Genomic DNA, 24,792 nt, shown 5'->3' on the forward strand with positions numbered 1-24,792 from the left:
CCCTCTCTCATGACCGAACCCGTTCTCTCCGTCCGCAATCTTCAAGTCGAGTTCGCCTCACGCCGCGGCACGTTGCGCGCGATCGACGGCGTCTCCTTCGACATCGCCAAGGGCGAGGTGCTCGGTGTTGTCGGCGAATCCGGTGCCGGCAAGTCGGTCACGGGGCTCGCGGTGATTGGCCTGATCGATCCGCCGGGCCGCATCTCGGGCGGCGAGATCCGCCTGTCCGGCCTGCGCATCGACAATCTGCCGCCGGAGGAAATGCGCCGCGTCCGCGGAAAACGCATCGGCATGATCTTCCAGGATCCCCTCACCTCGCTCAATCCGCTGTACAAGATCGGCGACCAGATCGTGGAGACGATCAGGACACATCTGAACCTGTCCGAGACCGCCGCGCGCCGCCGGGCGATCGACCTGCTCGCCGAGGTCGGCATCCCGGCGCCCGACAAGCGCATCGACGGCTATCCGCACGAATTCTCCGGCGGCATGCGCCAGCGCGTGGTGATTGCGCTCGCGATCTGCGCCGAGCCGGAGTTGATCATCGCGGACGAGCCGACCACCGCGCTCGACGTTTCCGTGCAGGCGCAGATCATCTCGTTGATCAAGCGGCTCGGACGCGACCACGGCACCGCGGTGATGCTGGTGACCCACGACATGGGCGTGATCGCCGAGACCTCCGACCGCGTCGCGGTGATGTATGCCGGCCGCGTCGCGGAAATCGGTCCGGTGCAGGACGTGGTCAGGAATCCGCTGCACCCTTACGCCAAGGGCTTGATGGGCGCGATCCCGACGCTTGCCGGCGACGACAAGCGTCTGATGCAGATTCCCGGCTCGATGCCGCGGCTGTCGGCGATCCCGCGGGGCTGTTCGTTCAATCCGCGCTGCGCATTCGCTTTCGATCGCTGCCGCGTGGAGCGGCCGGAGCCGCTGCCGCGCGGCGCCCAATCGGTCGCCTGCCACCTCTATGACAGCGTGCCGGCGGAGAGCGCGGCATGAGCACTCCGTTCGTCCAGGCCACCAATCTGCGCCGCGTCTTCGACGTCTCGAAGCCCTGGCTCAACCGCGTGCTCGAAGGCGGGCAGCTCGAATATCTCAAGGCTGTCGACGGCGTCACTTTCGACATCAGGAAGGGCGAGACCTTTGCGCTGGTCGGCGAGTCCGGCTCGGGCAAGACCACGGTGGCGCGGATGGTCGTCGGCCTGCTGCCGCCGAGCTCCGGGAACGTCTTGATCGACGGCATCTCGATGACCGATCCGCGGCAGGCGCAGGCGCGGCGGAAACTGCGCCGCCGCATCCAGATGATCTTCCAGGATCCCTATGCGAGCCTGAATCCGCGCTTCCGGGTCGATGCCATCATCTCGGAGCCGATCCGCGCCTTCGACCTGATCCAGGGCGAGCGCGACATCCAGGGCCGCGTCGGCGAACTCCTCAGCCTGGTCGGTCTGCATCCCGACGACCGGCTGAAATTTCCGCACGAATTCTCCGGCGGCCAGCGCCAGCGCATCGCGATCGCGCGGGCGCTCGCCTCCGACGCCGAATTCATCGTCTGCGACGAGCCGACCTCGGCGCTGGATGTCTCCGTGCAGGCGCAGATCCTCAATCTGATGCGTGACCTCCAGGACAAGTTCGGCCTGACCTACATGTTCATCAGCCATAACCTCGCGGTCGTCCGCCACATGGCGAGCCGCGTCGGCGTGATGTATCTCGGCCGTATCGTCGAGATCGCGGAAGGCAAGGAGTTGTTCGCCCGCCCGCGCATGCCCTACACCAAGATGCTGCTCGGCGCCGTGCCTGATCTTGCGATGAGCGGCCGCCAGCGCATTCCGGTCAAGGGCGAGATCCCGAATCCGATCAATCCGCCACCGGGCTGCGCCTTCAATCCGCGCTGCCCGCTGGCGTTCGACCTCTGCCGCAAGGAGGTTCCGGAACTGATCGACGGTGTCGCCTGTCATGCGGTTAACAGCGTGCCGGTCCCGGCGTGACGCGCGCGTGCCATGCGGCCCGCGCATTGGCGGCAGGGCATCGCCTGTGATCAATTGCGCGCGCCGCAACTGAGGTAACCCATGGCCAGCATTGTCAATCCCGATCCCTTCACGACGAGGCCTGAAATCGAAGGCACGTTCGGGGTGGTCGCCACCACGCATTGGATCGCGACTGCCGTCGGCATGGCCATGCTGGAAAAGGGCGGCAATGCCTTCGATGCCGGCGTCGCCACCGCCTTTACGCTCCAGGTGGTCGAGCCGCATCTGAACGGCCCCGGCGGCGATGTGCCGATCATCGTCCATGACGTCAAGCGCGGCCGCACCGAGGTGATCTGCGGCCAGGGTCCGGCCCCGGCCCGCGCCACCATCGCGCATTACAAGAGCGAGGGCCTCGACATGGTGCCCGGCACCGGCCTGCTCGCGGCCTGCGTGCCCGGCACGTTCGAGTCCTGGATGATGCTGCTGCGCGACTACGGCACGCTGCGGCTGCGCGACATCCTGGAGCCCGCGATTTCCTATGCGCGCGACGGCTATCCCCTGGTCGAGCGGGCCTGCGCCACGATCCAGACCGTCGAGCAATTGTTCCGTAAGCACTGGCCGACCTCGGCCGCCGTTTATCTTCCGAACGGCGAGGTGCCGAGGCCCGGCACGCTCTTCACCAACAAGACGCTGGCAGCGACCTACGCCCGCATCCTGAGCGAGGCCGAGAGCGGCGACGCGGGCCGCGATGCCGAGATCGAGCGCGCGCGCAAGGTCTGGTCGCAAGGCTTCGTTGCGGAGGCCATCGACAAATTCTGCCGAACGCAAGACGTGATGGACGTCAGCGGCTCCCCGCACCGCGGCGTGCTCTCGGCCGACGACATGGCGCGCTGGCAGCCGACCATCGAGGCTCCCCTCACCTATGATTATGGCCGCTACACGGTCTGCAAGGCCGGCGTCTGGAGCCAGGGCCCGGTGACGCTGCAACAACTCGCGCTGTTGAAGGGCTTTGCGCTCGACGGGCTCGATCCGACCGGGCCTGAATTCATCCATCTCCAGATCGAATGCGCAAAGCTCGCATTCGCCGACCGCGAAAAATTCTACGGCGATCCCAAATTCAGCGAGATCCCGATCGCGACGCTGCTGTCAGACGCTTACAACGACGAACGTCGCAAGTTGGTTACCGAGAAAGCTTCGCTCGATCTCCGGCCTGGCGCGGTCGAGGGCTTTGGCGGCGTTGTCAAGTTGCGCCGCGCCGAAGGCCAGCGCGAGGCCGTCGGCGCGCTCGGCGCCGGCGAACCGACCGTGGGGCGCTTCGGCGAGGTGCGCGGCGACACCGTGCATTTCGACATCATCGACAAGGCCGGCAACATGGTGTCGTCGACGCCGTCGGGGGCTGGCTGCAATCCTCACCTGTCATTCCCGAGCTGGGTTTCTGCCTCGGCAGCCGCGCACAAATGTTCGATTTGGAGGAGAACCAACCGAGCTCGCTCGCGCCGGGCAAGCGGCCGCGCACCACGCTGTCCCCGACCATGGCGCTGCACGACGGCGAGCCGTACCTTGCCTGGGGCTCGCCCGGCGGCGACCAGCAGGATCAATGGATCACGCAGTTCTTTCTGCGCCACGTTCATTGCAACCTCAATCTCCAGGAAGCCATCGACGCGCCAGCCTGGCACTCCGAGCATTTCCCGATCTCATTCTGGCCGCGCACCGCGCGCCCCGGCGTGCTCGTGGTCGAGAACCGCGTCCCCAAGGCGACGATCGAGAACCTGCGCGAGCGCGGACATATCGTCGAGATCGGACCGGACTGGTCCGAGGGCCGGTTGACCGCGGCCTCGCGGGTCGGGGTACGCCGCCGCGCCGCCGCCAATCCACGCGGCATGCAGGGCTACGCCGCCGGGCGCTGATGGACAACATATGACCTGGTCGATCATCGCGCGCGATCCTGCTACCGGCCAGTTCGGCATCGCGGTTGCGACCCGCTTCTTCGCGGTCGGGGCATGCGTGCCCTATATCGCCGCAGGCCTGGGCGCCGTCGCGACGCAGGCCTTCGTCAACCCCTATTACGGCATCGATGGCCTCAAGCTCTTGCGTCAAGGCCTGAACGCGCATGACGTGCTCGCCGCCCTGCTCGCAACCGACGATGGCCGCGAAAGCCGTCAGCTCCACATCATGGACGCGAGCGGCGCGATCGCCGCGCATACCGGCCGAGATTGCGTCGATTGGTGCGGGCATATCGCAGGCAGCGGCTACTCCGTGGCCGGCAACATGCTCGCCGGCGCCGACGTGCTCAGCGAGACCGCCAAAACCTTTCTCGCCAATGACAGCCTGCCTTTCCCGCGCCGCCTGCTCGCGGCGATGCGCGCGGGCGAGGCCGCCGGCGGCGACAAGCGGGGCAAGCAGTCGGCGGCTCTCCTGATTCACGGCGAGGAGGAATGGCCGGCGCTGGACATTCGCGCCGATGATCATCCCGACCCCCTTGGCGAGCTCGAACGGCTCGAACAGGTCAGTCACGAACTCTGGGTCCACTTCCGCGGCTCGCTGCCGACCCGGCAGAACCCGGCTGGCAACACCGATCGCAGCGTGATCGACGCCAGCATCGCCGCGGCGCGCGCTAGGCAATCATGAGCGCGAGCCCGCTCATCGAGATCAAGGATCTCCGTATCCGCTTCCACGGCGACGACGGCCGGGTCACCCACGCGGTCGACAGCGTCGACCTCAGTGTCACCAATGGCGCGACGCTCGGCCTGGTCGGCGAATCCGGCTGCGGCAAGAGCGTGACGTCGCTGGCGATCATGGGACTGTTGCCGAAACAAAGCGCGGAAATATCAGGCGCGATCCACTTCGACGGGTTCGACCTCCTGAAGACCTCGGACCAGACGCTACGCGACCTCCGCGGCAACCGGCTCGCGATGATCTTCCAGGAGCCGATGACCTCGCTCAACCCGAGTTTTACCATCGGCGACCAGATCATGGAAACGATCCTGCGTCACCGTGGCGGCTCGCGAAAGAGCGCGCGCGAGCGGGCGATCGACCTGCTGCGCCGCGTCCACATCCCGTCGCCCGAGCGGCGCATCGACGAATATCCGCACAAGCTCTCCGGCGGCATGCGCCAGCGCGTGATGATCGCGATGGCGCTCGCCTGCGACCCGCGCCTGCTGATCGCCGACGAGCCGACCACCGCGCTCGACGTCACCCTGCAGGCGCAGATCCTGGAGCTTATGCGCGAGTTGAAGGCCGCGAGCGGCGCTGCCATCATCCTGATCACCCACGACCTCGGCGTGGTCGCCGAGGTCTGCGACGAGGTCGCGGTGATGTATGCCGGCGAGATCGTCGAGCGCGCGCCGGTCGACGCCCTGTTCGCGGCGCCGCAACATCCCTATACGGTCGGCCTGCTCGGCTCGATTCCGCGGCTCGACCACCGCGCCGAGCAGCTAGCGACGATCGAGGGCATGGTCCCGAACATGGCGCAGCCGCCCGAAGGCTGCCGCTTCGCCGCGCGCTGCCCGTTTGTGCTGGAGGCCTGCACCAAGGCGCCGCCGCCGCTGATCGAAGTCAGCGCGGATCATCTCTCGCGCTGCATCCGCGCGCCGCTTGAACGTCTGGTGTCGTGATGGCCTTGCTCGAGGTCCAAGGCCTGGTCAAGCATTTCGTCGCCGAGCGCTCGCTGTTCGGCCGGGCGTTGGCGCATGTCAAGGCGGTCGATGGCGTTTCATTTTCGCTTGACGCCGGCAAGACGCTGGCCCTGGTCGGCGAATCCGGTTGCGGCAAATCCACTGTCAGTCGCCTGGTCCTGCGGCTGATCGAACCGGATGCAGGCAGCGTGCGCTTCGACGGCCGCGATCTCCTCGCGCTCGACGCCGGCCGCTTGCGCGCCTTCCGCCGCGAGGCGCAGATCATCTTCCAGGATCCCTACGCCTCGCTCAACCCGCGCATGACCGTCGGCCAGATCCTGACCGAGCCGCTGGCGCTGCACAATCTCGTGCCGCCGGCGCAGCGACGCGAACGCGTCGAAGAGATATTGCGGCTGGTCGGACTGGAACCGCGGCTGGCGCGGCGCTATCCGCACGAGTTCTCCGGCGGCCAGCGCCAGCGCATCGCGATCGCCCGCGCGCTCGCGGTCGAACCGAAGCTGATCATCTGCGACGAACCGGTCTCGGCGCTCGACGTCTCGATCCGCTCGCAGATCTTGAACCTGCTGCGCCAGCTCCAGGATCGGCTCGGCCTCGCCTACATCTTCGTTTCGCATGATCTCGCCGTGGTCAAGCACATCGCCGACCATGTGGCGGTGATGAATCTCGGCCAGATCGTCGAGACGGCCGAGGCGGATGCGCTGTTCGCCGCGCCGCGCCACCCCTACAGCCGCGCGCTGTTATCAGCGATCCCGCTGCCCCAGCCTCGCGCCAGGCGGGCGAAGGTCGTGTTGCAAGGCGAGATCCCGAGCGCGCTCAATCCGCCGGCCGGCTGTCGCTTCCACACCCGCTGTCCCTTCGTGATCGACCGTTGCCGCACCGAGGCGCCCGCGTTGGAGGCAGACGAGGCTGGCCACGCCACCGCCTGCCATCGCGTCAGCGAGCTGCCTCCGGCGGACAGCATCCTGCCCACAGCGGGCGGATTCACGCCGGAACTGGCAAAATTAGTCGCAGCCTTCAGCCGAAAGACGGAAGGCGCGAGCCCGGCCGGGGTTGGTATACAGAGTGCAAGGCCTGCAACGACGTAGCCGGAGCAATGGGGACTGTTCGATGAAGATGTTTCGCCTGGCCGCAACCGCGGCTGCGTTCCTGCTGTCGCTTGGGGCCGCCCAGGCGCAGACCACGCTGCGTATCGGCCTCGCTGAGGATCCCGATATCCTCGATCCGACCCTGGCACGCACCTATGTCGGGCGCATCGTTTTCTCCGCCTTCTGCGACAAGCTGTTCGACATCGACGAGAAGCTCAACATCGTGCCGCAGCTCGCACTGTCAAGCGAGACGGTCGATGACGGCAAGGGCCTCGTCATCAAGCTCAGGCCCGGCGTGAAATTCCACGACGGCGAACCATTCGATGCGGAAGCCGCCAAATTCTCGCTGGAGCGCCACCTGACATTCCCCGGCTCGTTCCGCAAGCCGGAGCTCGCCTCGGTCGACCACATCGATGTCGTCGATCCCCTCACCATCAAGCTGGTGCTTAAATCACCATTTTCGCCCCTGCTTGCCCAGCTCACAGATCGCGCCGGCATGATGGTGTCGCCGAAAGCGGCGAAGGCAGCCGGCGACAAGTTCGGCCTGCACCCGGTCTGCGCCGGCCCCTACAAATTCGTCGAGCGCGTGCAGCAGGACCGCATCGTGTTCGAGAAGTTCGCGGACTATTGGAACAAGGACAACGTCTTCATCGATCGCATCGTATTCCAGCCCATCGTCGACGCCACCGTCCGGCTGGCGAACCTGAAATCCGGCGCACTTGACCTGATCGAACGCGTGCTCGCGACCGATCTCAAGGATGTACGGGCCGACCCGCGGTTGAAGGTCGCAACCGCCATCGAGCTCGGCTATCAGGGCGTCACGCTTAACATCGGCAAGGACAAAGCCAAGGGACCGCTGAGCCAATCAGCCAAGGTGCGGCAGGCCCTCGACCTTGCCATCGATCGCGAGGCCATCAACCAGGTGGTGTTCAACGGTGAGTTCCAGCCCGGCAACCAGTGGATCAATCCGGACCACCCCTACTACCAGAAGGCCTTTCCGGTCCGCCCCCGCAATGTCGAGAAAGCCAAGGCGCTGCTGAAGGAGGCCGGTGTGACACCGCCGGTGAGCGTCGACTTCCTCGTGCCAAAGGGCGCGGAAACGGAAACACCTGCGCAAGTAATCCAGTCGATGGCGGCTGAGGCCGGTTTCGACATGAAGATCCGCGTCACCGAATTTGCGACCGGGCTCAAGCAGGCCGAGGCCGGCGACTACCAGGCCTACATGCTGGCCTGGAGCGGCCGCGTTGATCCCGACGGCAATAGCTACATCTTCCTGCACAGCGATGCGCCGCAGAATTACAGCGCCTGGAGCAACGCCGACGCCGACAAGGCGCTCGACGAGGCGAGATTGGTCACCGATCCCGGCAAGCGCAAGGCCAGCTACGAAGCGTTGACAAAGCTGGTCCAGAACGAAGAACCGATCCTGTATCTCTACCATCGTCGCATCATCATCGCGCACACGACCAAGCTCGAAGGCTACAGGCAGATGCCTGACGGCCTGGTGCGCGTGGTTGGGCTCAAGCTGAAGTGACGAGAGGATGCTGAATTTCCTCGCCCGCCGCATCGTGCAGATCGTGCCGACACTGTTCTTCGTTTCGGTGCTGATCTTCTCACTGCAGCAATTGTTGCCGGGCGATCCGGCGCTGGTGATGGCGGGCGAGGAGCGCGATCCGGCGGTCATCGAACAGATTCGACATCAGTACCGCCTCGACCAGCCGATCCCGGTGCAATACGCCTATTGGATCGGCGGCGTGCTCCGGGGCGATTTCGGCGAGTCCCTGCGCAACAAGATGCCGGTCCGCGAGCTGATTGCGCAAAAGCTGCCGGTGACACTGCAGCTCGGTTCGATGGCGATCATCATCGCCTTCCTGATCGGCATCCCCGCCGGCATCGTTGCCGCCGTGAAGAAGGGAACGGCCTGGGACTACGGCGCCAATCTGTTCGCGCTGTGGGGTATCTCGACGCCGAATTTCTGGCTCGGGATCATGCTGATCTTCCTGTTCTCGATCGAGCTCGGCTGGCTGCCCGCCTCGGGCTACGTGTCGCTCACCGAGAATTGGCGCATGAGCCTTGCGGCCACCATCATGCCGGCCTTCGTGCTCGGCAACGCCATTTCCGCGGTTCTCATGCGGCATACCCGCAGCGCCATGCTCCAGGTGCTGGAAAGCGATTATGTCCGCACCGCGCGCGCGAAGGGCCTTTCCGAGCGCTCGGTGATCCTCAAACATGCCATGCGCAATGCGCTGACGCCCATCATCACGCTCGGCGCGCTCGAGCTCGGTACGCTGTTGTCCGGCGCGGTGCTGACCGAGCAGATCTTCTCCATTCCCGGCTTCGGCAAGCTGATCGTGGACGCCGTGTTCAACCGCGACTACGCCGTCGTGCAGGGCGTGGTGCTGGTGACCGCCACCGTCTACATCACGCTGAATCTCATTGCCGACGTCGCCTATATCCTCGTTAATCCGCGGCTACGAGGCTAGCACCATGACCGACGCCGCACTTCCGGCCAGCCCCCTCGTGCAAGCCTACGAGCTCGACAGCCCGGCGCGCCGCGCCCAGCGGCGGTTATTCAAGCGCAAGGCTGCGGTGTTCGGTTTGGTCGCGATCATGATGTTCATCGGCCTTGCGCTGCTTGCTCCGCTCATCGTGCCCTATGATCCCATCGCGACGAGCTGGAGCCTGGTGCGCAAGCCGCCATCCGCCGCGCACTGGTTCGGCACCGACGAGCTCGGCCGCGACATCCTCAGCCGCGTCATCTACGGCGCGCGGGCCTCGCTGCTCGCCGGCCTGACCTCGGTTGTGATCGCGCTCGGCATCGGCGTGCCGCTAGGCCTTGTCGCCGGCTATCGCGGTGGATTTGTCGACGCGCTGATCAGCCGAATCACCGATGCGATGCTGGCCTGCCCGTTCCTGATCCTGGCGATTGCGCTCGCGGCGTTCCTCGGTCCGAGTCTCGGGAATGCGATGATCGCGATCGGCATCTCGGCCACCCCGATCTTCATTCGCCTGACCCGCGGCCAGGTACTGAGCGTCAAGGCCGAGGACTATGTCGAAGCCGCGCGTGCGCTCGGCAACCCCGGCTGGCGCATCGCATTCTCGCATATCCTGCCGAACATCCTGCCGGCGCTGCTGGTGCAGGCGACGCTCTCGATCGCCGCCGCGATCATCGCGGAGGCCGCCCTTTCGTTCCTCGGCCTCGGTCAGCAGCCGCCGGCGCCGTCCTGGGGCAGCATGCTCAACGCGGCGCAGCGCTTCCTCACCCAGGCGCCATGGATGGCAATCTGGCCGGGCCTGGCGATCTTCCTCGTGGTGTTGTCGCTGAACCTGCTCGGCGACGGCCTGCGCGACGCGCTCGACCCGCGCCAGCGCTAGACTTGGGCGAAAAGGCTGGCGAAATGGCTTGGGGTAGGATTCGATTGACCGTGGGCTAGCTCAACCGCTTGCAGGAGAGGGAGCGCACCTCCATCCCACGCCGCGATGATGGCATCATGCCCCTGTTTTGCCCGACGCGTCAAATGATTTCGAAAAATCAGCAGTACACCGCGGCACGCCGACAAGTCCTTGATTTCGCTGTCACCGGCTACTGTGCATGGGGTTGTTTTTCGATTTTTTTGTTGTGCGGCCTGCCAGAGCCTCGCCGGGCCTGACCCCGGCGTCCCAACTAGATCACGACCTCACGCATCACGCGCCGGCAGTCCATCTCGTATTCGAGATCGATCACCGGCGGCCGGGCAAAGTGCCAGGTCAGACCGGAGCGCAGCGCGCCGCGGCGGACCAGTTCGTCGACAAGGGCGTGGTGAAAGTCGTGGACCGAATAAGCCTGCACGCCCGTGGTGTCCTTCCAGCCGAAGCCGAAGGCGGCCATCCGGCTCTCCATCTGCGACGTCGTGGTGAACCGCACCTTCTCGCGCAAGCCCTCCGGGCTGAGATCACGGTAACGCACCGTGCGCTCGACGTAAGTGCCGCCGCCCTCGCGCGCTTCGGCACCGCCCGCGATGACGAAGGACGGTGCCTTCGACCTCGTGGGGCGCGTGAACGAGAACGCGTAGAACGACGGCTCCGACGGCGGATCGATCTCCGGACAGACATTGCTGCGCGCCACCGGATTGGTGGTGCCGTCGAAGATGCCCCATTCGGACAGCGTCTTGACATAGTGGAGGTTGAACGCGCGAAAGCCTTCCTCGCTGAAAGCCGCCGGTGAGCGGAGCTCGCAGGCACAGAACGTCGTCAGCGGGCGTCCCGCCTGCTGGATATACTTCGCTGCGAACGCAAACCCTTCGGCCAACGGCACCAGGCGATCGAACCGGACGCGCTCGATCTCGTAGCCGTCGTCCGCCGCAGCACCGGCCGAATACTGGAACACGGACGGAATGAAACGATAATTGCCGGCGGCAAATTCATGCGTCATGTCGAACTCCTACTCCAGTTGCATGCGGACGCCCTTGGCGCCGTTGAGCAGGCGCTTCAGGTGAAAGCCGGCCAGAGCATCGTCGGCATGCATTCCGACCAACGCGGCGAACGCCGGCATGGCGGCGATGTCGCCGGCCTCCAGCTTGGCAAACGCCTCGGAATATCGCGCCGTCGCGGGCCCCTGGAATTTGGCCTGCCGCAGCGGCTCGAACGCCCGCAGCGGCTCGCTGCGTCCGCGCAGCACCAGTTCCCCGACAGGACGGCCCTGAAAATTCTCAGCGCCCTCCGCGATGCTGGCGCTGACACAGATGCGTGTGCCGAGATGTTTGTTGGCGGCCTCGAGCCGCGCCGCGATGTTGATGCTGTCGCCATAGGCGGTGTAGTCGAAGAAGCGGTTGCCACCGAAATTGCCAACCAGCGCCGGCCCGGCATGGGCGCCGATGCGGGTTGCGCCGAAATTCACACCTTTTGCCTTCCAGCGCGCGCAAAACTTTTCCGCCCAGGCGTCGAGATCGTGGACACAGGCAACCGCACGGGTTGCATAGTCCGGCTGGTCGCCGGGCGCGTTGAACAGCACCTGGATCGCGTCGCCGATGATCTTGGCAACCGTGCCTTGATGCTCGAACACGACCTCGGTCATGCCGCCGACATATTCGTTGAGGAGCTCGCCGAGCGTCTCGGGTGCGGCGCTCTCGACCAGCGAGGTGAAGCCGGTGATATCGGTAAAGATCGTGGCGACGTTCCGCCACTGCACCTCCATGCCGTCCCCCCGTCTGCCGCCAGACGCCTGGCGACCTCCGGCGAGAAATAGCGCGACAGCGAGGCATGCGCGCGCTCGGCTTCCATCTGGCGGCGCCGCACCTCGCGCAGCATCTCGATGTGGCGGATGGTCTTCTGGATCGTGGTTTCCAGGTCGACAAAGTCGATCGGCTTGGTCAGGAAGTCGAACGCGCCGCGGTTCATGGCGGTGCGGATGTTGCTCATGTCGCCATAGGCCGAGACGATGATGGTCGACTTCTTGTCCTCGGCCTCCTGGAGCTTCTGCAGCAGCGACAGCCCGTCCATCCGCGGCATGTTGATGTCAGAGACCACCAGGTCGACATGCGGATGCCGCTCGAGCGACTCCAGCGCCTCGAAGCCGTCATGCGCAAAGATGAAATTGACCAGCCCCTCGCGAATCTGCCTGCGGAACTTTTGCAGGACCAGGGCCTCGAGATCGGGTTCGTCGTCGACGAAAAGAATGGTCGGGGTCATGCCGCCTGCTCGAGCCTGGTGTCGATCTCCTGCCGCAGCAGCGCAAAATCGATCGGCTTGGTGAGGAGCCCGACCGCACCGCGCTCGATCGCCTTGCGCCGTGTTTCGGGGTCGCCGTAGGCCGTAATCATGATCACCGGAACGTCCGGCCGCTCGGCCCGCACCTTCGGCAACATGTCGAGCCCGCTCATGCCGGGCATGTTGACGTCCGACAAGATCAGAATCAGCGAGGGGTCGCGAACATTGGCGGCGCGATCGAGCGCGGCCGGCGCCGACAGCGCAAACTCCATCTGGAAGCGCCCCGATCGCAGGTCGCGCCGGAACTGCTGCCGAAAAAGCGCCTCGACGTCGGGCTCGTCGTCGACGACAAGAATATAGACGTTCAACTCCCGCCTCCAGTCGTGCCCCGCGCCGGCATCGTGCGCGGCAGCGTGATGATGAATTCGGTGAAGGCACCGGGCTCGGTGTTCACGTTGATCGTGCCGCCGTGCTGTTTCACGACGATGTCGTGGCTCATGGACAGGCCAAGCCCGGTGCCCTCGCCGGCCGGTTTGGTGGTGAAGAAGGGATTGAACATCTTCTCCTTCACGTCAGGCGGAATGCCGGTGCCGTTGTCGCGAATTCTGATCTCGACCTTGTTGCCGAGGTTCTTGGTCGACGCGCTCAGGGTCGGCTCGAAATCGTCCGCCGCGCTTTCCTTGCGCTTGGCGGCGGCGTAGAATCCGTTCGATATCAGGTTGAGAAAGACGCGCGTGATCTCCTGCGGATAGACGTCGGCCGTGCCGGTGGCCGCATCGAGATCGCGCTTGAGCGTGACGTTGAAGCCGGGTCTTTCGGCGCGCGCGCCGTGATAGGCCAGATTGAGGCTTTCCTCGACGACGGCATTGATATCCGCCGGCCGATGCTCGCCGGAGCCTTCGCGCGAATGCAACAGCATGTTCTTGACGATGGAGTCGGCGCGCTTGCCGTGCTGCACCACCTTCTCGAGGTTGCCCTTGAGCATGTGGGTGAGCTCGGCCACCTCTTCCTTGGTCTTGTCGTCGAGAGCAGTCGATTCGAGGACCTGATTGAGCTCATCGATCAACTCGGTGGAGACCGAGGAGAAATTGTTGATGAAATTGAGCGGGTTCTTGATTTCATGGGCGATCCCGGCCGTGAGCTGGCCAAGCGAAGCAAGCTTCTCGGTCTGGACCAGGCGATCCTGCGCCGCGCGCAATTCGTCAAGCGACTGCGATAGCTCCAACGTGCGCTTGCGCAATTCATTCAGCAGCCGCGTGTTCTCGATGGCGATGACGGCTTGCTTGGTGAAATTCTCGACCACAGCGATCTGCTTGTCCGTGAACGGCCGGACTTCCTTGCGATAGACTGCGATCGTGCCGATCAGCTCGCCTTCCCTCAGCATTGGCACGATGACGATGGTGCGGGCGCCAGCCAGGTCGGAAATTCCGCGAATGCTTGCCCCTCCTGCACGATAGACAGGCGTGTCTTGCACATCGTGGACATGAACGACCCGGCGTGTCTTGACGACAGTGGCGAGCCCGCTCTCCGGATGGGGATGGATGGCCACATCTCGTCGCGAAGCGGCGAACGCAGGCGGCACGTTGTAGTCAGCCGCCATCCTGAAAGTTTCGCCGTCCCACAGATTCATGATCCCGAAACTCGCGCCACAGACGCGCGTGGCATTCTCGAGCATCTTGTGGAACACCGGCGTGAGCTCGCCCGGAGACGAACTGATCACCTGTAGCACCTCCGACGTCGCCGTCTGTTGCTCCAGCGACTCGCTCAATTCAGCCGTTCGCACCTCGACCTTTTTTTCCAGATCCGCATAGGATTCCTGCAGCCGCGCGCCCATGTCGTTGAACTGGTCGGCGAGCCCCTCGAGTTCGTCGCCGGTCCTGATCGCGATCCGCTGGGAGAAATCGCCGCTGCCGATGCGCTCGGCGCCGCTACGCAGCGCCTGGATCGGTCCGACCATGCGCCGGGCCAGGAAGATTCCCGCCAGCACCGCGAAGATCGACGCGCCGAGCAGCACGATCGCCAGCCGCTGCAGCGAAGCATAGAGCGAGGCGTAGGCCTCTTCGACCGGCAATTCCACGAACATGGTCCAGCCGAGCGGCGCGATCGGGGCGGAGGCCGTCAGAACCTTCTGCCCCTGGATGTTGGTCGCCTCCTGCAATGCGTCCGGCATCGCGCCGCCGCCGGCCTGGGCGCCGCGCACTTGCTCCAGCCCCGACATGTCGGTGTTGCGCAACACCAGGCTGATGTCGGGATGCGCGATCAGGCGTCCTTCCGGGCCGACCACATACGCATGTCCGTGCTCGCCGACCTTGATCTGGGAAACGACGTCCCAGATCAGCTTGAGGTTCACCTCCGCGATGCTGACGCCGGCATCCTTGCGCGTGCCGGCCAGCGCCAGCGTCATGTAGGGCTCGGACTCCCGGCGGAAATAGACCGGCCCGTAATAGACCTTGTGCGCGACCGCCTCGGTGAATTTCGGATCGCGTGACAGGTCTATCCCGCTGTCGATCGCGTCCATCGCCAGCCGCGAGACACGCAGGCGCTCCTTGCCGGTGGAATCCACCTGGGCGAGTTCGGTGATCGCAGGCACCTGGCGCAGCAGCCGCAGCGCGTCGAACCGGCGCTGCTCGATCGAGCCGGCCGACCAGGGCAGTTGCGTGGTCCAGCCGAGTTGGCTCTCGATCTCCTTGATGAACTGGCCGATCTTGGCAGCCGCGGCCTCGGCCTGCTCATGCTGGACTCGGATCAGCGCGGCCTTGTGCTCGCGATAATAGAAGAAGACCTCGAACAGGCCATTCGCAAGCAGAGCCACGGCGACGACAACGACGAACAGCGCGACATATTTGGTGAACAGCCGGGTCCTGATCCCACGCCCGGCCTTGCCGGACACGACGCCCTCGGCGGCCGGGGTCGGCAGCGTCCTGGGTTGCGGGGTGTCGGGATGGAGGGACATGCTCATTCCGACAAACCTAGCAAGAAGGGCGGACCTTGTCTCTTGCCGCAGCGCACAAGGCTACTCGATGACCTCGTCGGCGAGCGCCAGCAAGGTGGGCGGAATCTCGAGTCCAGTCGCCTTCGCCGTCTTGAGATTGAGCACCAGGGGATACCGGGTCGGCAGCTCGAACGGCAGGTCGCCCGGGTTTGCCCCGTTGAAAATCCGGGCGACCAGTGCGGCCGCCCGCTCGAAGCATTCCGAGGAGTCCGCTCCATAGGACATCAAACCGCCGTCGCGCGCGAACTGGTCGAATTCGTAGATCGCCGGCAACTTTCGGGCAGCGGCGAACTCGAAGACGCGCTCGCGATTGAGAATGGTGAGCGCGTCCGCCACCATCAGGATGCCATCGGGCAAATCGTCGTTCATCGCCGAAAAAGCTTCGTCGAAATCGTCGGGCTCGCGGACGCCCAGCGCCTGCACGGTCAATCCAAGCGCCTGGGCAGCCTTTGCGGACGCCTGATACCGCGTCGTCATGCCGAGGTCGTCCTTGTTCCAGAGCATGGCGACCTTGGCCAGTTTCGGCGACATCTCCTTGAGCAGCGACAGCCGCTTGGCGCTGAGTGTCGCTGCGACGTCCGAAATGCCGGTGATCTTGCCGCCTGGATGCGCCAGGCTCTCGATCAGCTTGGTTTCGACGGGATCACCGATGCCGCTGGCCGCGACGGTGGCAATGCCGGCCGCCTTGGCGGCCATTGCCGTCGGGTAGCCCACGATCACGATCGCATCGACGTTCTTGGCCTTCAGCTCAGCGATCAGCGCGGGAAGCATCGTGACATCGCCGAGCGCGCCGCGCGCTTCAAGGGTCAAGTTCTGGCCAAGCTTGAAACCACGCTCGTCAAGCATCCTGGTCAGGATCTTGCCGCCCCGCGTCTCCGCCGTAACCGGCACGATCGGCGTCAACGTGCCCAGATGGTAAGTCCTCCCGCTCTGACCCGCGGCTGAGTACGGCCGCAACAGCGAAGCGCAGCCGAGCCCGCCCAGGAATTCGCGCCGCCTCATCATGCTTTCCCTGCCCCGATATTGTCCCTGCGTGGCGCAACAGCGCGCCGCGCAAGTCTAGCACGGGACAAGAAAAAAGCGGCAATGGCGAAGGCCATTGCCGCTTTGCAATGTTGGATCGAACGGCCTCAGGTCGGCCGCAGCGCCTTGGAGCCGAGGTCGAGCTCGTTGACCTGCTTGTTCCGCTCGGAATCGGCTGCTGCGCGATGGTCGGTCGCCAGCACGACATAGACGGCCGGCAGCACGAACAGCGTAAACAGCGTGCCGATCGACATGCCGGCGACGACCACGAGGCCGATCGAAAAGCGGCTGGCCGCGCCCGCACCGGACGCGGTCAGGAGCGGGATCAGGCCGGTGACCATCGCAGCCGTCGTCATCAGGATCGGCCGGAGGCGGATACGGGCCGACATTTCGATCGCCGAGCGGCGGTCGAGCCGTTCGTTGACCTGGAGCTCGTTGGCAAACTCCACCATCAAGATGCCGTGCTTGGTGATCAGCCCCACCAGCGTCAGCAGACCGACCTGGGTGTAGATGTTCATCGTGGCCAGGCCGAAGAACAGCGGGATCAGCGCGCCGACGATCGCCATCGGCACCGAGATCATGATCACAAACGGGTCACGCAAGCTCTCGAACTGCGCTGCCAGCACCAGGAAGATGATGATCAGCGCAAAGCCGAACGTGATCGCGAGCTGGTTGCCTTCCTGCACATACTGCCTGCTATCCGCGAGATAGTCGTGGCTGAAGCCCTGCGGCAGCTTCTTGGCCTCGCCTTCGAGGAAGTCGACCGCCGCGCCGACGGTCACGCCCGGCATCGGCACCGCCGAGAACGTCGCCGAGTTGAGCTGGTTGTAGTGCGTCAGCGAATTCGGATCGGTCCGGGTCTGGATCGACACCACCGTGGACAGCGGAAGCTGCTGGCCGGTATTGGTCGTGACATAGTAGCCGCCAAGCGATTCCGGCGAGAGCCGCTGGCCCCGCGGCACCTGCGGAATGACCTGGTAGGATCGGCCCTCGAGATTGAACCGGTTGACGTAGTTGCCGCCCAGCAGCACCGCGAGCGCGCTGCCGAGGGTCTGCATGTTGATGCCAAGGTCCTGCGCCTTGTTGCGGTCGATCTTCACGCTCACCGTCGGCTGATTGTAGGCGAGATCGCTGTCGGACACGATGAACATGCCGCTCTTGCGCGCGGCGGCCTTCAGCTTCTCCATCTCCTCATAGACGGCCTGGAAGCCCGCGGTCGAGTTGATCACCATCTGCACCGGCAGGCCGCCGGGGCCGCCCGGCAGCGGCGGCAGGTTGAACGCAAAAGCCTGCACGCCTTCGATCTTGGAAAGCTCGGCCTGCACCAGCGGCTTCAATTGAATCGACGAGCGCTTGCGCTCGTCCCACGGCTTCAGCAGCATGCCGGCGATGCCGCCTTGCGGGCCGTTGATGCCGTTGAGCACGAAGCGCAGATCGGTCTCGGGGAACTTCTGGAATTCCTTGTCGAGCTTCTCGCCGTAGAAATCGATGTAGTCGATGTTGGCGTATTTCGGAGCCTTGGTCACCGCAAACACGATGCCCTGGTCCTCCTCCGGTGCCAGCTCCTTCGAGGTATGCATGTAGAGGAAGCCGACGAGTCCGAGGATGGTCACCGCGAACAGCCCGGTGATCGCCTTGTAGTCGAGCGAACGATCGAGCCTGCGGCCGTACCAGCGCGTCAGCGCACCGAACACCCTGCCCACCAGCTTCGCAAAACGGCCCTCTTCCGTGTTCTTCAGCAGCACCGAGCACATCATCGGCGACAGCGTCAGCGCGATCACGCCGGACACGATCACCGAGCCCGCGAGAGTAAAGGCGAATTCGCGGAACAGGGAGCCGGTCAGGCCGCCGAGGAATCCGATGGGCGCATACACGGCGGCGAGCGTGATCGTCATCGAGACGACCGGCCCGACGATTTCCCGCGCGCCCTGCAGCGCCGCCTGCACCGGCGTCTTGCCCTCTTCCAGATGGCGGTGGATGTTCTCCACCACGACAATGGCGTCGTCGACGACGAGGCCGATCGCCAGCACCATCGCAAGCAGTGTCAGCAGATTGAAGCTGAAGCCGAACGCCAGCATCAGGGTGCAGACGCCGATCATCGACAGTGGGATGGTGACGACCGGAATGATGACCGAGCGGAACGACGCCAGGAACAGGAAGATCACCACGATGACGATGATCACGGCTTCGCCCAGCGTCTTCTCGACCTCGTCGATCGACGACTGAATGAACTTGGTCGAATCGTAGGCGACCTTCATCTTCATCGACGGCGGCAAATTGCGCTCGAGCTCGGGGAACAGCGCGCGCACGCCCTTCACCAAGGTTAGCGGATTGCCCTGCGGCGTTGCCTGAACGCCGATGAAGATCGCGTGCTCGCCGTTGAAGGCGACGCTTGCGTCGGTGCTTTGGGCTGCAAGCTCGACGGTCGCGATGTCCTCCATCCGCACGAAGCCGCCGTCCTTGGCCTTGACGATCATCTTCTTGAACTGATTGACGTCGGTCAGCCCGGTATTCGTCGAGATGTTCGAGACGATCAGATAGCCCTTGGTCTGGCCCGCCGCCGACTGGAAATTGTTGGCGGCGATCGCGGCTGAGACATCGGCCGGCGATATGTTGCGACCCGCCATCTTCACCGGGTCAAGCCATAGCCGCATCGCAAAGGTCTGGCCCCCGAGGATGTCGGCGGAGGCGACGCCATCGACGGTCGACAGCACCGGCTGCACCACGCGGGTCAAATAGTCGGAGATGGCCGAGCCCGACAGTTCGTCCGAGGAGAAGCCGAGATACATCACGGCCGTGGTCTGGCCCGTGGTCTTGGTGACGATCGGATCGTTGGACTCCTTCGGGATCAGGTATTTGACCGAGTTCGTCTTGGCCAGCACCTCGGTGAGCGCCTGGTTGGGATCGAAGTTCAGCTTGATGTAGACCTGGATCGTCGAGGTGCCGAGCACGGAGGACGACGTGATGTAGTCGACGCCCTCGGCGGAGGCGACCGCCTGCTCGATCGGTGTGGTGATAAAACCCTGGATCAGGTCGGCCGACGCACCGGGATAGACGGTCGTGATGTTGATGACCGTGTTCGACAGCTTGGGATATTGCCGGATCGGCAGCACCATCGCCGCGCGCAGACCTATCAGGAGGATCAAAAGGCTGACGACGACCGACAAGACCGGGCGTTTGATGAAAATATCGGTAAAGGCCATCGCGGCTATCTCGATTTCGTTGGGCTAACGAAGCGCATGACCCGGCCGGGCCGGATCATGCTGCGACGTGCACGGTGTCAGTAACGCGGCGGTTGCGCCGGGATAGGCGGCGCCGGGTCGGTCGAAATCGACACCGCCGCGCCCGATTGCAGCTTGAGCTGGCCGACGGCAACGACCTTATCGCCCGGCTTCAGACCCTTGACGATTTCAGCACGGCCGTCGACCCGGTTGCCGGTCTGCACGAAGGTCCGCACCGCGCTCAGGCTGGTCTTGCCGTCCTCGGTCTTTTTCTCGGTGATCAAGAACACCGAGTCGCCGTACAGCGTGTAGTCGACCGCGGTCTCCGGCACGGTGATCACAGGCGGCTTGTCCGGCAGCACCACCGTGGTGGTCACGAACATGCCTGGCTTCAGGATCTTCTCCGGATTGGCGATGGTCGCCTGCACGCGGATGTTGCGGGTGTCGGTCGCAATCTGCGGCTCGATCGTCGTGATCTTGCCCTCGAAGATGCGGCCCGGATAGGCATCGACCTTCAGCCGGACGAGCTGACCGACCTTGAGACTGCCCGAGTCCTTTTCCGTCACGGTGAAGTTCGCCCACAGCTCCGACAGATCGGTCAGCGAGACGATCGCCGTGCCCGCCGTGAGGTACTGTCCCACCTCGACCTTGCGGACGCCGAGATCGCCGGAGAACGGTGCGCGCACCAGCTTCTGCGAGATCAGCGCTTCGGTCTTGGCAATGCCGGCCTGTGCCTGGTCATAGGCGGCCTGGGCTTGGTCGACAGTCGCCTGCGGACCGAACTGGCGCGATGCCAGCTGCTTGGCGCGATCAAGCGACAGCTGCGCGACGGTCGCCTGGGCCTTGTAGTTTGCAAGATCGCCCTGCTCCGGCGCATCGAACAGCTGCACCAGCGGCGTGCCGGCCTCGACGTGTGTGCCCGGCTCGAACTTGATCTCGGTGACGCGACCGTTGACGTCGGCGGTGACGTCGACCTGGTGCACGGCGGCGAGCCCGCCGACGGCCGTGAGCAGGTTCGGGACCACCTCGGACTTCGCCTCAGCCGCACTGACCAGGGTCGGCGGCGGCTTGTTGTTCGCGAAGAACTGCTTGATCATCTGGCCGCGGAAATAATTGAACCAGACGAGGCCACCGACGAGCACGCCGAGCAGCGTGCCGACGATGATGAACCAGAGCACCGGCCGAACCGGACGCTTGGGAGCCTTGCTGTCGATCGGTTCGCCCGAAATCTTGTGTTCGGTGACGATGTTCATGTCATGCACTTTCTGCAATCGCCGCCCTGCCCGCACAAGCGGCCTGATCGCGGCCCAGATGCGAAGCAATTGCGGCGTCGTTAAGTCCGATGCCTCTCAGGAGAAACTCACAGAGCTGTCGCTCCAGATCGTTCGCCTTGCCGTAGGCGAGACAGGGCACGGCCGGGAGCCTGGTCAGCGCGGCGGTCATCACCGTATGATGCGCAAACCAGAACAGGTTGAGCGGTTCGATTCCGCACGGCCGCGCATCGCCGGCGGCGATAGCGCGTTCGAGCGAGGCGAGGAAGATCGCTCCGATCAGCTTCTCGATCTTGGCGTATAGCAGACGGGCGAATTCGCCATCATCCAAATGGCTCGTGGTCATCAGCCGCAGGCGCTGCGCCTCTTCCTGGTCGGGACCGTCGGCGATCAGGAGAAAGTGCTGGACCATGCCACGCATCAATTCGACCAGCGTCGCCGTTGACGGCTCCCGCACGAGCAGCTCGGTGAGCGCCGGGTCCGCCTCGCATTCGTCGCTGAGGATTTCGGCATATAGCGCCGCCTTGGACGGGAAATGCTTGAACAGCAGCGCCTCGGAAATGGCAGCGGCGGCCGCCACGCTCTTGGTCGTGGTGCCAGTATACCCGTGTCGGGCAAAGCAGCGCTTCGCGGCACCGAGGATCAATTGACGCCTCAGGTCGCTCGTCATTCGCAGTGAACTCATGCGAGTGAGTAAGCACTCACCCACGCAAAAGTCAAGCTAAATGGTGCGATGCAACCTGCAAGGAGACCCCAAAAAGGTATCTGGTGGCTCTAAATCGGCTGGAAGCCGAGGTCGCCGCGGATCCGGTTGACGATGTAAGTCCCGTCCCGGCTTGGCAAAATCCGCTCCAGGCTGGCGTTGGCGATCTTCACATTGGCAAATCGGGGGCCTGCCGAGACCTCGTGGACGGCTTTGGCGAACGCCTCCACCTCGGCCATGGTCGAGATCGCGCAGGCGTCCGCGATGCCGCAGGCTTTGGCGACCCCGACGAGGTCGGCGGTGGCCGAGGTGTGGCTGGTCTGGCCGCCGGTCTCGCCGTAGCACTCGTTGTCGAGCACCACGATCGAGAGGTTGGGCGGCTTCTGCAGGCCGATGGTTGCGAGGCTGCCCATGCCCATCAGCATCTCGCCGTCGCCGGTGACGACCAGCACCGGCAGCTTCGGCTGGGCCAGTGCCAAGCCCAGCCCGATCATCGCTGCGCCCCCCATGCCGCCCCAGAGATAGAAATTGCGCGCGTGGTCGCCGGCCGCGGTGATGTCGTTGGTGGAGGCGCCGAGGCCGCCGATGGCGACCGTGTCCCTGCGGTCCGCAAGCAGCGTCGAGACCACCTGACGGCGATCGAGGAGATTGGCCTTGCTCATTTGGTGAAAACCTTGGCGCCGATCAGGCGCTGTGACAACAGGACGGCGGTCGGCGTCAGCGCGTTGTAGGCTTGGGCTGCGGCCGCCTCCAACACGGCCGGCACCTCGGCTGCGTTCGACGCCCGCAATACCTTGATGCCGGAGAGCTCGAACACGCCCTGCGTGGTCGATCCCATTGGTACCTGCCACGGATTGAACTCGCCCCACTCGCCGCGCATGGTCACGAGCGTCAGGAACGGAAAGCGCAGGATCGGGATCAGCGACAGCATGTTGATGCAATTGCCGACCCCGCTCGATTGCATCAGCAAGACGCCGCGCTGCCCACCGGTCCAGGCGCCAGCCAGGAGCGCCACGCCCTCCTCCTCGGTCGTCAAGGGAATGCCGCGCATCGTCGATGATCCCAGCACGCGCTGGATCAGCCGGGAATGGCCGGCATCAGGCACGTAAGGCACCTGCCGGACATCGAAGCGTTGCAACGTCGCGAAGATATCGTCCGGCCAAGAGGCCGTGTCGGCAGCATCAGTGCGCGCGTGCATTTTCCTGTCCGGTCGGCTAGCAAATCAGAGTCTAACTGTAGACGGACGCACGCCCCGATCGAACAACAAAAGCGGCATATCGGCTTTAACCGGTGAGTATAACGGGATGAACGCAGATGCGAAGGAGCTGGCGGCAAGCTTCGACCTGGAGAAGCTGACGCCGGAATTCTACGACAATCCCTACCCGACCTATCGTGCACTGCGGGAGAACGAGCCGGTCAAGCGCCTGCCGAACGGCACCGTGTTCCTGACCCGCTACGACGATCTCGTCACCGCCTACAAGAACACCAAGTCGTTCAGCTCCGACAAGAAGCGCGAGTTCGCGCCGAAATACGGCGACACTCCGCTCTACGAGCACCACACCACCAGCCTCGTGTTCAACGATCCCCCCGCGCACACCCGCGTGCGGCGGTTGATCATGGGCGCACTGTCGCCGCGCGCGATCGCCGGCATGGAAGGTGATCTCATCAAGCTGGTCGACGGTCTGCTCGACGCCATCGCCGCCAAGGGCGATTGCGAGCTGATCGAAGATTTTGCTGCCTCGATTCCCATCGAGGTGATCGGCAACCTCCTCGACGTTCCCCACGATGAACGCGCACCGTTGCGCGACTGGTCGCTGGCGATCCTGGGAGCACTCGAGCCCGTTGTAACGAGCGGGGCGGCGGCGCGCGGCAACCAGGCGGTGAAGGACTTCCTCGCCTATCTCGAGACGCTGGTCGCGCGCCGGCGCCGAAAGCCCGGCAATCCCGAACGCGACGTGCTGACGCGCCTGATCCAGGGCGAGGATAACGGCGAACGGCTGACCGAGAAGGAGCTGCTGCACAATTGCATCTTCCTGCTCAACGCCGGCCACGAGACCACGACCAATCTGATCGGCAATGGCCTCGTGGCGCTGCACCGAAATCCGGACCAGAAGCAGCGGCTGATCGACAATCCCGATTTGATCAAGACCGCGGTCGAGGAGATGCTGCGTTACGAGAGCTCGAACCAGCTCGGCAACCGCATGACCACGGAAAAGGTCGAGCTCGGCGGCGTCATGCTCGATGCCGGCACGTCGATCACGCTATGCATCGGCGCTGCCAACCGCGATCCCGCGCAGTTTCCAGACCCCGAAGCTTTCGACGTCGCGCGCACGCCAAACCGGCACCTCGCCTTCGCCACCGGCGCGCATCAATGCGCCGGCATGGCGCTGGCGCGGCTCGAGGGCGCCATCGCGATCTCGCGGTTCCTGGCGCGCTTCCCGGCCTATGCCGTCAGCGGCCAGCCGGTGCGCGGCGGCCGGGTGCGGTTTCGCGGCTTCCTGAGCGTGCCCTGCTCGATTCGTTGATGAGGACGCCATGAACATCGACCAGATCCGCGAGCGCTGGGCCGATCCGCTTCTGACCGGGCTGACCGCGCTGCTCATGATCATGATGTTCGTGGTCTCCCCGCTGCAGGCGCTGGGGATTTTTGCGTTTCAGGCGTCCGAACTCGTGCTGGCGCTGCTGCTCGTGGTCGGCATCTTCGTGATCTCCGGCAGTCCGGTCGCGGTCGGCGCCATGCTGATCGCGCTCGTCATGATCACGGTCGGCGCGATCCTGCGGCTCAAATCGCCCTCCATCCTCGATCTCAATCTGTTCGCTGGCTCCTGGTTCATCGTCGGGATCACCATGGCCTGGGCGGTGGCGCGCGCGACTTTTGCACCGGGCCGCGTCACCTATCACCGCGTGATCGGTGCGGTGCTGCTGTATATGACGATCGCAGTGATCTTCTCGGCGCTCTACACCTTCATGGGCTCACTGGTGCCGAACGCGTTCGCCGGCATGACGGTGGAGGACAGTCCGGCGCTGGCGAGCCAGGTGATCTATTTCAGCTTCGCGACGCTGACGACAACCGGCTATGGCGACGTCGCGCCGGTGCATCCGATCGTGCGCAGCCTGTGCAATATCGAGGCGGTGTTCGGCCAGCTCTACCCGGCGACGCTGCTGGCGCGATTGGTCACGCTGGAGATCGCGCATCGCGATCAGGACTCCTGAGTCCCT

At 64.6% G+C, this 24,792-nt stretch carries 19 protein-coding genes and 2 pseudogenes; 11 read left to right on the top strand and 10 right to left on the bottom strand.

The window, feature by feature from the left end; all coding sequences use genetic code 11:
• Positions 1-9: 9 nt before the first annotated feature.
• From AB8Z38_RS12520 to AB8Z38_RS12560, 9 genes and pseudogenes are all read left to right on the top strand, one after another.
• Entirely contained in the window at positions 10-996 is a 987-nt protein-coding gene (locus AB8Z38_RS12520; RefSeq protein ID WP_369725428.1) for an ABC transporter ATP-binding protein, read from the top strand.
• Positions 993-1,982, top strand: coding sequence for an ABC transporter ATP-binding protein (locus AB8Z38_RS12525; protein ID WP_369725429.1), 990 nt, complete (start codon positions 993-995; stop codon positions 1,980-1,982). The genes AB8Z38_RS12520 and AB8Z38_RS12525 overlap by 4 nt, the downstream gene beginning before the upstream one ends.
• A 189-nt stretch (positions 1,983-2,171) precedes the next feature.
• Positions 2,172-3,868: pseudogene (locus AB8Z38_RS12530) on the top strand (gamma-glutamyltransferase family protein).
• A gap of 10 nt (positions 3,869-3,878) precedes the next feature.
• Complete coding sequence (locus AB8Z38_RS12535; RefSeq protein ID WP_369725431.1) at positions 3,879-4,589, top strand: DUF1028 domain-containing protein; 711 nt, start codon at positions 3,879-3,881, stop codon at positions 4,587-4,589.
• Entirely contained in the window at positions 4,586-5,575 is a 990-nt protein-coding gene (locus AB8Z38_RS12540; RefSeq protein WP_369725433.1) for an ABC transporter ATP-binding protein, read from the top strand. Before AB8Z38_RS12535 ends, AB8Z38_RS12540 begins: the two co-directional genes overlap by 4 nt.
• Complete coding sequence (locus AB8Z38_RS12545) at positions 5,575-6,681, top strand: ABC transporter ATP-binding protein (RefSeq protein WP_369725435.1); 1,107 nt, start codon at positions 5,575-5,577, stop codon at positions 6,679-6,681. The genes AB8Z38_RS12540 and AB8Z38_RS12545 overlap by 1 nt, the downstream gene beginning before the upstream one ends.
• 22 nt (positions 6,682-6,703) lie before the next feature.
• Positions 6,704-8,212 (top strand): ABC transporter substrate-binding protein, encoded by a 1,509-nt coding sequence (locus AB8Z38_RS12550; RefSeq protein WP_369725437.1) that lies wholly within the window; start codon positions 6,704-6,706, stop codon positions 8,210-8,212.
• A gap of 7 nt (positions 8,213-8,219) precedes the next feature.
• Positions 8,220-9,161 (top strand): ABC transporter permease, encoded by a 942-nt coding sequence (locus tag AB8Z38_RS12555; protein ID WP_369725439.1) that lies wholly within the window; start codon positions 8,220-8,222, stop codon positions 9,159-9,161.
• A gap of 4 nt (positions 9,162-9,165) precedes the next feature.
• Positions 9,166-10,053, top strand: coding sequence for an ABC transporter permease (locus tag AB8Z38_RS12560; RefSeq protein ID WP_369725441.1), 888 nt, complete (start codon positions 9,166-9,168; stop codon positions 10,051-10,053).
• 289 nt (positions 10,054-10,342) lie between these two features.
• Here the strand turns inward: AB8Z38_RS12560 and AB8Z38_RS12565 are convergent, their stop codons facing one another.
• The 10 genes and pseudogenes from AB8Z38_RS12565 to AB8Z38_RS12610 form a co-directional block, all read right to left on the bottom strand.
• Entirely contained in the window at positions 10,343-11,089 is a 747-nt protein-coding gene (locus tag AB8Z38_RS12565; protein WP_369725442.1) for a hypothetical protein, read from the bottom strand.
• Between the two features lie 9 nt (positions 11,090-11,098).
• A pseudogene (locus tag AB8Z38_RS12570) lies at positions 11,099-12,345 on the bottom strand (adenylate/guanylate cyclase domain-containing protein).
• A complete protein-coding gene (locus AB8Z38_RS12575) occupies positions 12,342-12,731 on the bottom strand; it encodes a response regulator (protein WP_369725443.1) in 390 nt (129 codons plus the stop codon). Before AB8Z38_RS12575 ends, AB8Z38_RS12570 begins: the two are co-directional and overlap by 4 nt.
• Positions 12,728-15,322, bottom strand: a complete 2,595-nt coding sequence (locus AB8Z38_RS12580) for an ATP-binding protein (RefSeq protein WP_369725444.1) — start codon at positions 15,320-15,322, stop codon at positions 12,728-12,730. Before AB8Z38_RS12580 ends, AB8Z38_RS12575 begins: the two co-directional genes overlap by 4 nt.
• 54 nt (positions 15,323-15,376) lie before the next feature.
• Complete coding sequence (locus AB8Z38_RS12585; protein WP_369725446.1) at positions 15,377-16,357, bottom strand: ABC transporter substrate-binding protein; 981 nt, start codon at positions 16,355-16,357, stop codon at positions 15,377-15,379.
• A 128-nt stretch (positions 16,358-16,485) separates the two neighbouring features.
• On the bottom strand, positions 16,486-19,581 hold the full coding sequence (locus AB8Z38_RS12590) for a MexW/MexI family multidrug efflux RND transporter permease subunit (RefSeq protein WP_369725447.1): 3,096 nt from the start codon (positions 19,579-19,581) through the stop codon (positions 16,486-16,488).
• 77 nt (positions 19,582-19,658) lie between these two features.
• Positions 19,659-20,852: an efflux RND transporter periplasmic adaptor subunit gene (locus tag AB8Z38_RS12595; protein WP_369725449.1), complete on the bottom strand. Its 1,194-nt coding sequence runs from the start codon at positions 20,850-20,852 to the stop codon at positions 19,659-19,661.
• 1 nt (position 20,853) lies between these two features.
• The gene (locus tag AB8Z38_RS12600) at positions 20,854-21,555 is read right to left on the bottom strand and encodes a TetR/AcrR family transcriptional regulator (protein ID WP_369725451.1); all 702 of its coding nucleotides are present in this window, start codon (positions 21,553-21,555) and stop codon (positions 20,854-20,856) included.
• An 89-nt stretch (positions 21,556-21,644) separates the two neighbouring features.
• Complete coding sequence (locus AB8Z38_RS12605; RefSeq protein ID WP_369725453.1) at positions 21,645-22,235, bottom strand: thiamine pyrophosphate-dependent enzyme; 591 nt, start codon at positions 22,233-22,235, stop codon at positions 21,645-21,647.
• Positions 22,232-22,771: a phosphonopyruvate decarboxylase gene (locus AB8Z38_RS12610; RefSeq protein ID WP_369725455.1), complete on the bottom strand. Its 540-nt coding sequence runs from the start codon at positions 22,769-22,771 to the stop codon at positions 22,232-22,234. The genes AB8Z38_RS12605 and AB8Z38_RS12610 overlap by 4 nt, the downstream gene beginning before the upstream one ends.
• Positions 22,772-22,877: 106 nt before the next feature.
• On the opposite strand from AB8Z38_RS12610, the gene AB8Z38_RS12615 reads away from it, so the two are divergent.
• Positions 22,878-24,098, top strand: a complete 1,221-nt coding sequence (locus AB8Z38_RS12615; RefSeq protein WP_369725457.1) for a cytochrome P450 — start codon at positions 22,878-22,880, stop codon at positions 24,096-24,098.
• 10 nt (positions 24,099-24,108) lie between these two features.
• Positions 24,109-24,786, top strand: coding sequence for an ion channel (locus AB8Z38_RS12620; RefSeq protein WP_369725458.1), 678 nt, complete (start codon positions 24,109-24,111; stop codon positions 24,784-24,786).
• The last annotated feature ends 6 nt before the right edge of the window (positions 24,787-24,792 follow it).

This window comes from Bradyrhizobium sp. LLZ17 (genome assembly GCF_041200145.1).
Lineage (GTDB): Bacteria > Pseudomonadota > Alphaproteobacteria > Rhizobiales > Xanthobacteraceae > Bradyrhizobium.

Coding starts and splice junctions, on each gene's coding strand:
- AB8Z38_RS12520 (WP_369725428.1), top strand. CDS start 10: ATGACCGAACCCGTTCTCTCCGTCCGCAATCTTCAAGTCGAGTTCGCC.
- AB8Z38_RS12525 (WP_369725429.1), top strand. CDS start 993: ATGAGCACTCCGTTCGTCCAGGCCACCAATCTGCGCCGCGTCTTCGAC.
- AB8Z38_RS12535 (WP_369725431.1), top strand. CDS start 3,879: ATGACCTGGTCGATCATCGCGCGCGATCCTGCTACCGGCCAGTTCGGC.
- AB8Z38_RS12540 (WP_369725433.1), top strand. CDS start 4,586: ATGAGCGCGAGCCCGCTCATCGAGATCAAGGATCTCCGTATCCGCTTC.
- AB8Z38_RS12545 (WP_369725435.1), top strand. CDS start 5,575: ATGGCCTTGCTCGAGGTCCAAGGCCTGGTCAAGCATTTCGTCGCCGAG.
- AB8Z38_RS12550 (WP_369725437.1), top strand. CDS start 6,704: ATGAAGATGTTTCGCCTGGCCGCAACCGCGGCTGCGTTCCTGCTGTCG.
- AB8Z38_RS12555 (WP_369725439.1), top strand. CDS start 8,220: ATGCTGAATTTCCTCGCCCGCCGCATCGTGCAGATCGTGCCGACACTG.
- AB8Z38_RS12560 (WP_369725441.1), top strand. CDS start 9,166: ATGACCGACGCCGCACTTCCGGCCAGCCCCCTCGTGCAAGCCTACGAG.
- AB8Z38_RS12565 (WP_369725442.1), bottom strand. CDS start 11,089: ATGACGCATGAATTTGCCGCCGGCAATTATCGTTTCATTCCGTCCGTG.
- AB8Z38_RS12580 (WP_369725444.1), bottom strand. CDS start 15,322: ATGAGCATGTCCCTCCATCCCGACACCCCGCAACCCAGGACGCTGCCG.
- AB8Z38_RS12585 (WP_369725446.1), bottom strand. CDS start 16,357: ATGAGGCGGCGCGAATTCCTGGGCGGGCTCGGCTGCGCTTCGCTGTTG.
- AB8Z38_RS12590 (WP_369725447.1), bottom strand. CDS start 19,581: ATGGCCTTTACCGATATTTTCATCAAACGCCCGGTCTTGTCGGTCGTC.
- AB8Z38_RS12595 (WP_369725449.1), bottom strand. CDS start 20,852: ATGAACATCGTCACCGAACACAAGATTTCGGGCGAACCGATCGACAGC.
- AB8Z38_RS12600 (WP_369725451.1), bottom strand. CDS start 21,555: ATGAGTTCACTGCGAATGACGAGCGACCTGAGGCGTCAATTGATCCTC.
- AB8Z38_RS12605 (WP_369725453.1), bottom strand. CDS start 22,235: ATGAGCAAGGCCAATCTCCTCGATCGCCGTCAGGTGGTCTCGACGCTG.
- AB8Z38_RS12610 (WP_369725455.1), bottom strand. CDS start 22,771: ATGCACGCGCGCACTGATGCTGCCGACACGGCCTCTTGGCCGGACGAT.
- AB8Z38_RS12615 (WP_369725457.1), top strand. CDS start 22,878: ATGAACGCAGATGCGAAGGAGCTGGCGGCAAGCTTCGACCTGGAGAAG.
- AB8Z38_RS12620 (WP_369725458.1), top strand. CDS start 24,109: ATGAACATCGACCAGATCCGCGAGCGCTGGGCCGATCCGCTTCTGACC.